The sequence below is a fragment of the Wolbachia endosymbiont (group A) of Bombylius major genome (assembly GCF_947251895.1).
In the GTDB taxonomy this organism is placed as follows: Bacteria; Pseudomonadota; Alphaproteobacteria; order Rickettsiales; family Anaplasmataceae; genus Wolbachia; species Wolbachia pipientis.
Map to the genome: position 1 here is coordinate 260251 of NZ_OX366395.1, position 11690 is coordinate 271940.

9 protein-coding genes and 1 pseudogene are annotated in these 11690 nt (G+C 34.8%); 7 read left to right on the top strand and 3 right to left on the bottom strand.

Annotation, left to right across the window (positions count from 1 at the left end):
• Positions 1–40 precede the first annotated feature (40 nt).
• The 3 genes from OPR49_RS01195 to OPR49_RS01205 all read left to right on the top strand — a co-directional run bounded on the left by OPR49_RS01195 (position 41) and on the right by OPR49_RS01205 (position 4873).
• A complete protein-coding gene (locus OPR49_RS01195; protein WP_265027204.1) occupies positions 41–2179 on the top strand; it encodes a ComEC/Rec2 family competence protein in 2139 nt (712 codons plus the stop codon).
• A gap of 61 nt (positions 2180–2240) precedes the next feature.
• Complete coding sequence (locus OPR49_RS01200; RefSeq protein ID WP_265027205.1) at positions 2241–3938, top strand: hypothetical protein; 1698 nt, start codon at positions 2241–2243, stop codon at positions 3936–3938.
• On the top strand, positions 3929–4873 hold the full coding sequence (locus OPR49_RS01205; protein WP_264339015.1) for an RluA family pseudouridine synthase: 945 nt from the start codon (positions 3929–3931) through the stop codon (positions 4871–4873). Before OPR49_RS01200 ends, OPR49_RS01205 begins: the two co-directional genes overlap by 10 nt.
• 11 nt (positions 4874–4884) lie before the next feature.
• Here OPR49_RS01205 and OPR49_RS01210 read toward each other — a convergent pair whose 3' ends face one another.
• The 3 genes and pseudogenes from OPR49_RS01210 to OPR49_RS01225 all read right to left on the bottom strand — a co-directional run bounded on the left by OPR49_RS01210 (position 4885) and on the right by OPR49_RS01225 (position 7372).
• Positions 4885–5235 carry a diacylglycerol kinase gene (locus tag OPR49_RS01210; RefSeq protein WP_064125199.1) on the bottom strand — a complete coding sequence of 117 codons (351 nt, stop codon included), beginning with the start codon at positions 5233–5235 and terminating at the stop codon, positions 4885–4887.
• A 97-nt stretch (positions 5236–5332) separates the two neighbouring features.
• Positions 5333–6126 (bottom strand): annotated as a pseudogene (locus OPR49_RS07745) (EndoU domain-containing protein).
• Between the two features lie 58 nt (positions 6127–6184).
• Positions 6185–7372, bottom strand: a complete 1188-nt coding sequence (locus OPR49_RS01225) for a phosphoglycerate kinase (protein WP_265027208.1) — start codon at positions 7370–7372, stop codon at positions 6185–6187.
• A 1041-nt stretch (positions 7373–8413) separates the two neighbouring features.
• Here OPR49_RS01225 and OPR49_RS01230 point away from each other — a divergent pair.
• The 4 genes from OPR49_RS01230 to OPR49_RS01245 all read left to right on the top strand — a co-directional run bounded on the left by OPR49_RS01230 (position 8414) and on the right by OPR49_RS01245 (position 11679).
• On the top strand, positions 8414–8935 hold the full coding sequence (locus tag OPR49_RS01230) for a cytochrome b (protein WP_265027209.1): 522 nt from the start codon (positions 8414–8416) through the stop codon (positions 8933–8935).
• A 5-nt stretch (positions 8936–8940) separates the two neighbouring features.
• Positions 8941–9969, top strand: coding sequence for an NAD(P)H-dependent flavin oxidoreductase (locus OPR49_RS01235; protein ID WP_265027210.1), 1029 nt, complete (start codon positions 8941–8943; stop codon positions 9967–9969).
• 122 nt (positions 9970–10091) lie between these two features.
• Positions 10092–11210, top strand: coding sequence for a hypothetical protein (locus OPR49_RS01240; protein ID WP_265027211.1), 1119 nt, complete (start codon positions 10092–10094; stop codon positions 11208–11210).
• A 94-nt stretch (positions 11211–11304) separates the two neighbouring features.
• Positions 11305–11679, top strand: a complete 375-nt coding sequence (locus OPR49_RS01245) for a hypothetical protein (protein ID WP_265027491.1) — start codon at positions 11305–11307, stop codon at positions 11677–11679.
• Positions 11680–11690: the final 11 nt, after the last annotated feature.

The following is an 11690-nucleotide window of genomic DNA, read 5'->3' on the forward strand; positions in this document are numbered from 1 at the left end:
ATATATACAATAATAGAAAATAAAAGAACAAAATCACCCCATGGTTGTAACTTTTCTCGACATAATAGTTAGTTATATACGTCATAATGAAAAATATAACTTGATACTGTGGCTTCCTGTTTTTCAGTGTGCAGGAATTTTAACCTATTTTTCCCTAAGTTTTGAACCAAGCTGCATATCTATTTTTCTTTTGCTTTTACCCACACTAATTTTGATTGCAATATTGTATAAAAGGTACGCGATATTGTGTATCGCTTTAATTGCAGTGCTCATAGGATTTACAGCTAGTAAATTAAGAACAGCTTTAGTTGATACTCAAATTCTTGATAAAGAGAGATATGTAAAAGATATCGTTGCCACAGTGAAGGATATTAACGACAGGGGCTCATATAAGCAATTTCTGCTTTCTGTTGAAAAATCCCCTACTATCTCAAAATCCTCTCCTGTTATCCCAGTGCCCCCTTTTGTCATCCCAGTACTTGATACTGGGATCCAGAAAAAAAAGATATGGATTCCAGCGTCACGCGCTGGAATGACACCGGATAGAGCTCTAGATAACATCAGAATATCAGTTAGAACCAAAGTGGAAAAAGGCATTAAAATAGGCGATCAAGTAAAATTATCAGCAAAACTCTTCCCTCTAAAGATTGCGCCTTCGGAGTATGCATACGATTTTGCAAGAATAGCATATTACCAGAAAATAAGTGCAACAGGCTTTGCAACAAGCAAAATAGCCCTGCACAAAAAGGCTGAAGCAAGGAAATTTCAAGAATATATAGAATCTTTCCGTCAATACATTTATGAAAACCTGCAGCAAAATATCAAGAAACCACATGCGGATATAATCTCTGCATTACTGATCGGTAAAAAAGATGGCATAGATCAAAAAACTATGGACGCGATACGAGATTCAGGTATAGCACATTTGTTTGCCATATCTGGTTTGCATTTATCATTCGTTGCTGGTCTGTTTTTTGTAGTGTTTCGTAATTTATTCGCAATATCTGAAACTTTGACTCTTAAGTATAACACCAAGAAAATATCTGCATTCCTTACTATCTTGCCAACCACGTTTTATTTGTTGATTACCGGTATGCAAATTTCTGCTCAGCGTGCCTACATCATGGTGATTTTAGTACTCGTTGCAATAATGATAGAGAGAAAATATCGAGGGTTAATAGCAATTGCGTTTGCTGCTGCAGTGATACTTATCATAGAACCAGAAGCAATTTTAAAGCCTGGCTTTCAGATGTCATTTTCTGCTGTTTTGGCACTGGTTGCCAGTTATCAAATTAATGCTAATAAATTGTTCAAAATAAAAATAATGAAATATTTTGTGTCGATAATGATTAGCTCAGTAATAGCAAGTTTAGCAACTGTTCCATATACGATATACAATTTTAATTATTTTTCAATTAGTGGCATTATCACAAATTTAGTTGCTATACCAATAGTTACATTAATTATTATTCCACTTGGAATAATCTATGTTTTGTTGATTCCTTTCGGTATTGAATGGATTATAGCGCCACTTATAGAACGCCCAATTGACAGCATTTTGTATATAACAAACGCTATCGCTAGTCTTCAGTATTTGGTTATTCCCATTCGCACTTTTCCTGCATCATCAATTATTATAATAACACTTGGTTTATTGTGGCTGTGCTTGTGGGAAAGAAATTGGCGTTTCTTCGGAATTTTCTTTATTGTGCTGGGTATTTGCTTTAGCACCGCATATAAAACCCCCGACATCCTAATAAATGCTGATAATGTTGCTGTAAAAGAAAGTGATAACTTACTATATTCTCTCACCAGGAAAAATAGGAACTTTGTTGTCAAAACATGGGCGAAGCAAAATGGGCAGAACCAAATTTTGAATCATAAAAAATACAATAACTCAGATAAAAGGCTAAAGTGTAACGATTATGGCTGCATATATAATAAAGGAAATAATAAATCAGTGTTGCTAGCTTATAAGGAAGAAGATATCTTGAGAAACTGTAATAGTGTTGATCTGATAATTCAATTAAGTGAATTCGACTATTCAGCTTGCAACGCTAAAATTATTAAACATGCTGATCTAGAAACGTATGGCACACATTCTGTTTGGTTAACAAATCGTTACGTAAAGATTAATACAGTGCGCTCCAATAGGCCTTGGCACATGTTGAAAAATTAAGAAACTTGATTTTAAGGTTTGGTTAATGTATACCTAAATAAGTTTAAACTAGAAAAATGTTATGGTTACAGACACTCAAGATCCTTTCAAAGACTATTTTGATTTTTTAGGATTTAGAAAACTTTCTGACCAGCCCAGTAGAATTTTGAGCTCTATAAGAAAGTATTCTGGTACTATATCGATAGCAAGTACCATTGCTATTCTTATAGCATTTACTGCCTTTTCTATTCAGCCTGTTACAGTAAGTATTGCTGGGTTTGCGTTCACGCCAGCAACTCTTGCCTTTATTCCTCTTACAGTTCTCTTATTTACTGCTGTTATAAACTTTATAAATACACAAAAAATAAAAGAGAATGAGATAGATAAAAAAATAGGAAACTATCAAGTTGATGAACAGTACAGCCAGATTGCTCAAGAAGCTAAAAAAATTGAAATTGTAACAAATTTAGATAAAAAGGGGAAAAAGCTTTCAATAGTTTTACCAATTTCTAAGACGCAGAGAAAAATACTAGAAGATATAGAAGCAGAAAATAGAAATAGGATTCTCTTGCTTACAGGATCATATGTATTTGGTGCTATTATAGTAGTTTCAGCAATATCACAATCCATTAATGCTCCAATAATATTAATAGCTTTATTAGTCGCTATTCTTTTATGCATCATATCAACACTTAGCAATCTAATAAGTAATAGCGTGGATCATGAAAATCATACTATTAGAAAACACAGTTCTTTAGGTCTTCTACTTCCATACTGGTCTGGAAAGGGCATGGTTGTATCAGTAATAGAAAATAAGCTTAGTAAAAAGGAAAATGAACTAATATCTCTAATGAAAGAACTGCTTAGTCCGTTTTGCAACTCATTTGACAGTAACCTTAAAAAAGCTTGCGATTTACTTGATAATAGTCTTTTAAAGCCTGCAAATATTAACATTAAAGAAACGCTTGATCACCTAAAAAAAATCAGAGAAGACATCAAAAAAGATTTAGATTGGCTACATGCAGAAATTTCAGAAGTTTTAAACAACACTAAAGAATTGACAAAAAAAGCACATTCACTAGATATTGAAGGTACTTTTTCTAGGTTAGAGAATGCTATTAAAATTGCTGAAGATAAGATTGAACGATTTGAACCAAGCCGCTTTGTAGGCTGGCTTCAATCAACTACGCAGTCTAATAATAACGAGTTCCTTAGCATGCGAAAAAAGTTAAAAGAGGATACAGAAGAGGAAAAAACGGAATTGAAGGAGCAATTAAACGTAGTAAGGAATGAATTAGAAGAAATAAAAAAGAAGCAAGCTCAACCAAGTACGCCTGATTTAGAAGCTAACAATGGAAATAATACTAATAAATTATTAGTATTAGAAAATAAAGTCAAAGAACTACGTGACACAGTTAGAAAGTTAGAGCTGGAAGCAGAACAAAATAAGCTGCAGCAAAAGAAGGAAAAGTTAGAGCAAAAAAAATCTGAACAAGAAAAAACAGATGAATGGAAAGAAAAAATCAACGGCAAACCAAGTGACTTTCTATATTATTTATTAGAATCTATTAAGCTGGAAGAAAAAGATAATAAAGAAGAAAAGGTTGAGGCAACATTACGAAATTTTGATAATAAAGTTACGATCCACTGGAAAGATGGCTCTCAAACAATTTGCCATATTAAAAAACAAGGTGATCTGCAAATTGAGTCTAGCGCAACAATGTTTACAGACCCAAATGTTCAAGCAGCATGGGAAATGGCGCGGGGTAAATCACTATAGATCACTCAGTAATAACCTTAAGTGTTAATAATGATAAAGAGAAATTAAGGCTAGATATCTACGTAGCTGAAAAGTGCAACATATCACGCAGTAAAGCTCAAAGATTGATACAAAATGAGCAGGTGAAATTACTTGGCATACCGATAATTAATAATGATCACATAGTAAAACCAGGTGAAGAGTATATAGTACATCTCGTTCAACCTGACATATCCACATCAATTGAGCCTAATTATGACATAAAACTTGATATCGTCTATGAAGATGAGGACATTATAGTTCTGAGTAAACAAAGTGGATTAACAGTGCACCCAGGTGCTGGGACAAACAATGATACGCTTTTGAACGCAGTTATCGCTTACCTTGATGTAAGACCAGGAATTGTTCATAGACTCGATAAAGATACCAGTGGGCTAATGGTAATTGCAAAAAATGAAGAAGCCCATGGTTTTTTGTCTGAATTGTTATCAAATCGTAAAATAAAGCGAGAATATTTAGCAGTAGTTTGGGGAGCATTATCTTCCCAGCAGGGAACTATAGAAACTAACATTGCTCCAAAGCGTGGTAATAAAGAAATGATGTGTGTTACAAAAACAACCGGGAAATTAGCAATCACTCACTATTTGGTGCAGAAAATTATAGGACAAGTAAGCTTAGTCAAATGTGTTCTAGAGACAGGCAGAACACACCAAATTCGAGTCCACATGAGCCACATAGGACATTCCATAGTTGGTGATCAAGTTTACGGAAAAAATAGTAGTAAAAGCACAAAATATGCTAAAAACTCTAGTTTCATTCGTAATTTCAATAGACAAGCACTACATGCTTATACACTGGGCTTATACCACCCAAAAAGTAATAAATACATGGAATTTGTCTCTGATTTACCGCAAGATATAAAAACTTTAATTGGTGAGTTTGACAACATATCTTAATAACATTCGTATTAACCTGTCAATATTATCATCCATGTCATCAGGAAGTTAATTAATGAAAGAAAAACTGCTGCACTACCTAGATCTTTCACCTTTTTTGAAAGTATGTGTTGTTCACTGGAAATACGCTCAATTGTCGTTTCAAAAGCAGTGTTAACAATTTCCACAATTAACACCAGGAATAGGCTGCTTATCATTACTGCACGTTCTAGATTACTTACATCCAAAACAAACAAAATTGAGACACATACTATAAAAAGTAGCAACTCCTGTCTGAACGCAATTTCTGATATAAAAGCTGATTTTATTCCTTCACAAGAGTATTGAATTGCTTTTATTAGACGAATAATGCCCTTCTTCATTATTACTCACAAAACCCTTTAATCAAAATTTTAACTCATTTGGATTTGCTACACCCTATAGCATTTTTATCATTTGTTCACCCTATTGGTTTTGAAATTAAGACTTACTGCAACTACAATAAGTACTCTTATCATCACATTTTGGTGTTAAGTCAGGATAGAACGTGAGTATAGCATCATTCTTTCTTACAAACACTGATTGATAATTGTCATCCTCCATTTTATACAGGCACATTCCATCTTTTCCCAATTCCTTAAACGCCTTAGTTGCAGAAATTATCGGCATGAAGGTTATATGCATATCCATTTGGACACTTAACTTTTACTTCTCCATCCTTGCCCAAATATTTCATTCCAAATGTATAAACTGGCGGCTTAATATCTGATTTATTGCGCAGGGCACCTGCCCATTTATCCTCTTGAGCTTCAACATATCTACCTACAAAATGCATACCACCTAGTTTATCGTTTGGCTCACCACAAAAAATATGTCCAAACCCTATAGTTTCTTTTTCACTTCCACTATTTGTAAACCAAATGTTAGCCAGTTCATCTTTAAATAGCTCCAAATCCGCATCTGGTGTGACAATTTGATGATCAAGCTCATCATATATTTCTTTCACTACTTCTTGATGCTGCGGACAACTAAGTAAAATTTTGAAATCTTCTTTATCTGGATGCGCTCCCCAATCTCCACAAACTTTCAACACTCCTCTATCGAAGTCAGTTAATTCTGGAAACGGTGGCTGGTTGTGAACTGAAAAATGGTTCAAAATTGACCTCAACATTTTCTTCTACATAGCCGGTGTGAAAATAATGATCCTTAATATAAAAAATAAATCCTATTATTGGTATTATTAAACACAAAATTAGTTTAACTGTCTTCGACATAATCATGTTCACAAAAAAGCTAGCTTACAAGAAACAATTTAAAAAAGTTTTAATCTAATCATTTTTGCAGAGCAGCAACTCCCGGCATTTCATCACCACTTAACCAATCTAAAAATGCTCCTCCACCAGTGGAAACATATGTAAAATCCTTATCGGTAAAGCCTGCAGCGCTTATTGCAGATAGACTATCACCTCCCCCTATTATGCTGGTTAACTTTCCTTTGTGCGTTAAGTCACTTACGATTTTCATTACCCCTATTGTACCACTTGCAAAAGCTGAATGTTCAAAAACACCAATAGGTCCATTCCACAGCAGAGTCTTACTGCTTGCTATTATACTGCTTATTGTACTCAAAGTTTGTGGTCCGATATCCAAAATTATATCACCGTCCAAAATGGACTCAGTTCTTCTTGAAATACTAGTGCTGTAATCAGAGTTTACTGCAACCAGAACGTCTTCTGGCACAACTATTTTGCAATTGTTTTTATTTGCTGTTTCAACAATATTATGTAGAAGGTCGTCAACACCATTTTGAAAGAAAGATTTCCCTATATTTACTTTGCTAAATGACAAAAAATTATTGGCTATTGCACCACCTAGAACTAGGTAATCAACCTTTTCTGTTAGCTTCATAAGCACTTTTATTTTAGTTGATATTTTAGCTCCCCCAACTATCGCAGTAATAGGTTTAGCTTTAAATGATACAGCTTTTTCAAGATACTTTAGCTCATCTTGCAAGCAAAATCCCGCGTAAGAAGGTAAAAATTCTGTAATGCGTGAAATAGAAGCGTGAGCTCTGTGAGAGCAAGAAAATGCATCATTTACATATATATCCGCTAGAGATGCCAGTTGTTTGGCAAAATTTGAGTCACTTTGCTCTTCCTCTTTATAAAATCTTAGATTCTCTAGTAATATTATATCTCCTGCATCCATAGCACTCACTGCTTTTTGCACTTTTTCACCAACGCAATCATCAATGAATTTCACTTTTTTATTTAGTAACTGCGATAAAGTGTCAATTACATTTTTTAGCGACAGATTATTGTCTCTAGCCTTTGGGCGTCCGAAATGCGATATAATAATAATCTTTGCACTCGCATTTACTAAATACTGAATAGTAGGCAATGCTCTCAAAATACGAGTGACATCACGAATTTCTCCATCTTTTATAGGAACATTGAAGTCAACTCTAAGTAAGACGGCTTTATTGTGAAGATCACAATTTTCTATACTAGGTATATTCATTACAAAATTGAAGCTATAAAGTCACTATACAGCAGTTTGATCTAAAGTAAAGTTTTAAGCTTACGAACGTTTAAGGAAATTTGCATGCCAAACACTTGACACTGGAACCTTATCGTCATGCCACCACGAACCGTCATACCACGATTCATTCGCGGTATCTCTAGATCCCGCTAACAAGCAGCGGGATGACGATTGTCAGGGTGTCATCCCAGCGCCCCTATGATGTCATTCAAGTAGCTGACACTGGTTCCTTTATGATGGCAGTGCCCCTATGGTGTCATTCCAGTGCTTGACACTGGAATCCAGCCTTTCCATAATCATCAAAACATTGTATTTTAACGTAAAACAGCTATTTTTATGCTCACCAACTTAATAAAATTCCTGGATTCCAGTGCCAAGCACTGGAATGACAAGGGGCACTGGAATGACACCTCTCTTGGGCTCTTTTAGCTATAAACATTAAGAAATTTACCAAATGAAAAAAAAGGCAAAAGAAGCCCTAGTCATTGTCTATTTTCAGTATTGGCGTTTTTTAAGTCTTAAACGCTGCAATTTAGCTGCTTTTAATTGCAACTAACCTATGCTGCAAATGTTTAAGAAATTTACTAAGCAGAAAAAAAGGCAAAAGAAACCCAGTGTTAGCTAATTGTCACTCTCTAATCCTGCAAATCGGCGTACTATACTGTCTTAAACGACTTATAAGCGCGTTTCAGCTTATATAGGTAAAAACCCAGAAATGTTGTGAAGACATAAGGTGCACATAGTGCAAAAAATTAAAAATAAGACGCCAACTACGTTGTTTTCTTGCTGTTTAATCTGCACAGATGAAGATAACTGAATACCTTCAGTACCATGATAAGGAGGCTGGCGGAGTTTGTCAAGTAAGTTTTTCGTTTAATCCGTTTCTATGGCTTAGGTGCCCTTGACTTCCGGCTGGGTCGAATTTGTATAGCTACATTGTCAGTAAATCTAAATTGCTTTAATAATTTTGATTGAAAAATAGTTTTTCTATTATATAAATGCTACTTTAGGGTAATCAAAATGGAAGACGATAAATATAGCCTAGGTTTAAGAGTTATCCATTGGTTGATTGCTGTTTTTATTATCGGTATGCTTTGCTCTGGACTTTATATGAAAAGCTTACCACTTAGCAATGAAATTAAGTTCAACATATACGCTATTCATAAGGCTTGCGGTATCACTATTCTTGGATTAATCATAGTACGCATATTTTTTCGCGTCTTTACTTATGTTCCACCACTTCCAGCAAATTTTTCTCGGTTTGTAATCAATGCAAGTAAAACAGTACACTTTGGTTTATATTCTTTAATGGTGCTAATGCCACTATCTGGCTATGTCATGTCTTCTGCTTCTTGCAAACAGATCAAATATTTTTTTCATATCCCTTTGTTGATTAATCAAAACAAAGATCTAGCTAACACGGCTAACGAGCTACATTCGATGCTTGCATATTTTATGGTACTCTTTATAATCTTACATATACTTGGCGCCTTAAAACACACATTTATAGATAAACAAAACATTTTTAAACGTATGATATAGGTTATATGTTAAGTAGCCTCTGGAAAAAAGGAACAGATTTTCTTGGCAGTGAGTTTGCTATAATGGGTGGTGCTATGAGCTGGGTTTCAGAGAGAAACTTGGTCTCAGCAATCTCAAACGCTGGTGGTTTTGGTGTGATTGCATGTGGTGCAATGTTCCCAGACTTACTGGAAAAAGAAATCATAGAGACACAAAAATTAACTAACAAGCCATTTGGTGTAAACCTAATTAATATGCACCCAAAGTTGAGTGAGTTGATAGATGTGTGTATTGAAACGAAAGTGAGCCATATAGTGCTTGCCGGTGGACTGCCAACAAAGCCTAATATAGAAAAAATCAAGGGTGCAGGCATTAAAGTTATGTGCTTTGCACCAGCATTAAGCCTTGCGAAAAGGTTAGTAAAAATGGGAGTAGATGCATTAATAATAGAAGGAATGGAAGCAGGTGGGCATATAGGTCCAGTTAGTACTTCTGTTCTTGCACAAGAGATATTGCCTCATTTTAAAAATGAACAAATACCAGTGTTTGTTGCAGGTGGAATAGGAAGAGGTGAAATGATAGTTAATTACCTGGAAATGGGAGCAAGTGGCTGTCAAATAGGTACATTATTTGTCTGCACTAATGAGTCAATTGCCCACAAAAATTTTAAGGAAGTGTTTATTAAATCGGCCGCACGTAATGCAATACCTTCTGTACAGATAAGTGCTGATTTTCCTGTAATTCCTGTAAGAGCTATAGCCAACAAAGCAAGCGATGACTTCATGAAGCGTCAAAAAGAAGTTATTGATGAATACCAAAAGGGACAGATCTCAAAAGAAGATGGGCAGCTTGAAATAGAAAAGTTCTGGGCTGGAGCTTTAAGAAGGGCAGTGATTGAAGGAGATGTTGAAACAGGATCTTTAATGGCCGGTCAAAGTGTTGGCATGGTTGATAGGGAAAAGCCTGTGAAAGAAGTGATAGATATATTAGTTCAACAAGCAAACAATCATATTGAACGCAAATCTGTAGAAGTAGAAAGCCCAGAAAGCAAATAGTTAAGCGACCTTCCAATAAGCAAGTTGCCGCAATTATTTATAATATGGCATAATTGCCCAGTTTTAATGTAAAATTAACGCTAAAGAGGTATCTATACATTTTGTTATGTATGGAGGAGTCTATGCTAAGTTCTAAAAAAGATATTAACCAACAATTGCACGACACTATATACAAAAAGGTAACAAAAAAAACACATAATCATGAAAGCCCAAAAAAAAATGGAGATAGAACTATCAAAAAATGCATAGAGTTGTTCAAGAAAGAGGCTAATCCTAATGTATTAATTGAATTAGAAAAATCACTGAAAGAGCAAGAAGAATCTTATAATTATTACACCAAAAAATTTCTTCCAGTGTTGGAAACAGAAGTAATGAAATTAGAGGTCGAGCTTTCAGTATCTAACAATGAAAGAGAACAATTACAAAGATCACCAACAAGAAGAGGGAAAATATTAGAAATAATTTCAGGGATTATTAAAAGGAGCAGCAATAAAGATTCAAAAATAGAAGAACAACCTATTAATTCCATAAAAAAAGAGATCCCAGTGTCAAGCACTGGGATGACAGAAAATAATGTAGAAAGTCCAACTAAAGAAGAAGTATGTGCTAGTAGCTCAGATAGTGGAGTAAGTTCACGCAAACCGAGTGAAGAAAGTTTAGAATCACCAATAAGTAGTAGAAGGAGCAGTATGAGCTCAATATTAAGCTCTGCTGGAGAAAATAACGATCCACAAAAAGAAGATACTGGGAATCAAATGCAACCAGAGCAGACTGCAGAAGAAGAGCCACAGGTGTCATCCCAGTGCGTGACACTGGGATCCAGAGAAAAAGAAAGTATGGATCCAAATAGTCAAACTACTCAGATGACAGGCAGCCAGGCAAAAGATTCAATGCAACCCGAAGAAAAAAGGGACAGAAAAAACGCCGTTACAATCGTGCAGAAATTTCCTTTGAATAAGAAAAAGGGTGAAGATACTCCACTTGAAAAACAACCCAATAACAGAAATCTTCACGTTGCACTTGTAGCAGGTTGTGCTCTCTCCACAATAGGGTGCATTGTTGCAGGAGCAATGACATCAGGATTGATAGGAGCAGGACTACTTGCTATGGCTGCAGTGTTTGCTATAGCAGCAGTAGCTGAATTGCATTCAAACTTCCTATCAAGTAAATTAACATCCATTAATGTGAGTCCTCTTGTTGATGATAAGAGCTTACAGCATGTTCGCAGCGGTAAAAATTAAATATGTGTTACTTGTAGTGGATAAGTGAATTCAGTTCTTGCTTATTGATATAAAAGTTGTTATATTTGAGGAATGTTTAAAAGGTGTTTAGTTGATGCGCATTCAATTGAATAAAGTTTTGGTTTTTATAGCCTTATTAAGTTTCATTTTTGCATCATATTCTAGCGAAGCAAGTTCGGCGAGTGATGAATTAAAGGGTATACAAGAAACGGTAAAAAATTTTATTTCTTCATTTTCAATTAAAGATACTGTAGAAAATATGAGTCCTTCAACAATCATAGGGTTGTGTATAGCTGCGGTGATACTTGCAATAGTGTTTAGAGGTCTGATCTTTTTTATGATAATGTTTGGTGTGTTAGTCATAATGTTTGGTAGCACAGAAAAAGCAACAGATTACTTAAAAGAAAAATTTAACTTTACAAAAGATATAAAATTACAATCCGATAGCGAAAAAAAAGATAAAAATTAAGATAGTATTTT

Bases quoted from the DNA above. Each gene is read 5' to 3' on its own strand.
- OPR49_RS01210 (WP_064125199.1), bottom strand. From the start codon at position 5,235: ATGAAGAAGGGCATTATTCGTCTAATAAAAGCAATTCAATACTCTTGT.
- OPR49_RS01235 (WP_265027210.1), top strand. From the start codon at position 8,941: ATGTTAAGTAGCCTCTGGAAAAAAGGAACAGATTTTCTTGGCAGTGAG.
- OPR49_RS01245 (WP_265027491.1), top strand. From the start codon at position 11,305: ATGCGCATTCAATTGAATAAAGTTTTGGTTTTTATAGCCTTATTAAGT.
- OPR49_RS01230 (WP_265027209.1), top strand. From the start codon at position 8,414: ATGGAAGACGATAAATATAGCCTAGGTTTAAGAGTTATCCATTGGTTG.
- OPR49_RS01195 (WP_265027204.1), top strand. From the start codon at position 41: ATGGTTGTAACTTTTCTCGACATAATAGTTAGTTATATACGTCATAAT.
- OPR49_RS01200 (WP_265027205.1), top strand. From the start codon at position 2,241: ATGGTTACAGACACTCAAGATCCTTTCAAAGACTATTTTGATTTTTTA.
- OPR49_RS01225 (WP_265027208.1), bottom strand. From the start codon at position 7,372: ATGAATATACCTAGTATAGAAAATTGTGATCTTCACAATAAAGCCGTC.
- OPR49_RS01240 (WP_265027211.1), top strand. From the start codon at position 10,092: ATGCTAAGTTCTAAAAAAGATATTAACCAACAATTGCACGACACTATA.